Origin of the sequence: Paenibacillus sp. 2KB_20 (genome assembly GCF_052115765.1) — a bacterium.
Taxonomy (GTDB): Bacteria; Bacillota; Bacilli; order Paenibacillales; family Paenibacillaceae; genus Paenibacillus_AQ.
Genome location: NZ_JBFRHH010000041.1, coordinates 1 through 673, shown reverse-complemented (window position 1 = coordinate 673; position 673 = coordinate 1). Strand labels below are relative to the sequence as shown.

The 673-nt window shown below is 46.2% G+C and carries 1 tRNA gene and 1 rRNA gene; both read left to right on the top strand.

From position 1 onward, the window contains the following. Positions 1-157: 157 nt before the first annotated feature. Positions 158-233 (top strand) — tRNA-Ala (locus AB4124_RS34040). Positions 234-527: 294 nt separating this feature from the next. After that, positions 528-673, top strand: a 23S ribosomal RNA gene (locus AB4124_RS34035); the annotation flags it as partial.

Below are 673 nucleotides of genomic sequence, written 5' to 3'. Positions count from 1 at the left end.
GCTGGTTAGAGCGCACCCCTGATAAGGGTGAGGTCGGTGGTTCGAGTCCACTAGGGCCCACCATATAAATACTAACTTCATAAGGTAAGTGTCGGGATGTACGGAAAGTAATCGTAAATCTCGAATCCATGCTTCACTTTTTTGGAGTGAAAATTATGGGGCTATAGCTCAGCTGGGAGAGCGCCTGCCTTGCACGCAGGAGGTCAGGGGTTCGATCCCCCTTGGCTCCACCATAAACTTTCATATCATTTCCATAAATTGCAGGTTGAACTGCAGTTTATAACATGGTATGATAATCTTCCGGTCGAAAGACTGGGGTTGATCCTTGAAAACTAGATAACGAAACGAATTTGCGCAATTAGAAATATCCTTTTAGCTGAACTTGTGTCAAACAAGTTTAATAAAAAGTAGCGCGAAGGTTTTGGGATCATCGATCCTTTGGAAGTTTCGTTTCCACCTATTAACTCGTTTAGTAGATCAGGAAACAAACGGACAACAGAGCGATGAGCACAATAACCGGAGCAATTGGTTAAGCTACTAAGAGCACACGGAGGATGCCTAGGCGCTAGGAGCCGAAGAAGGACGTGGCGAACAACGATACTGCCTCGGGGAGCTGTAAGCAAGCTTCGATCCGGGGATGTCCGAATGGGGAAACCCAGCTGATGTAATAGTC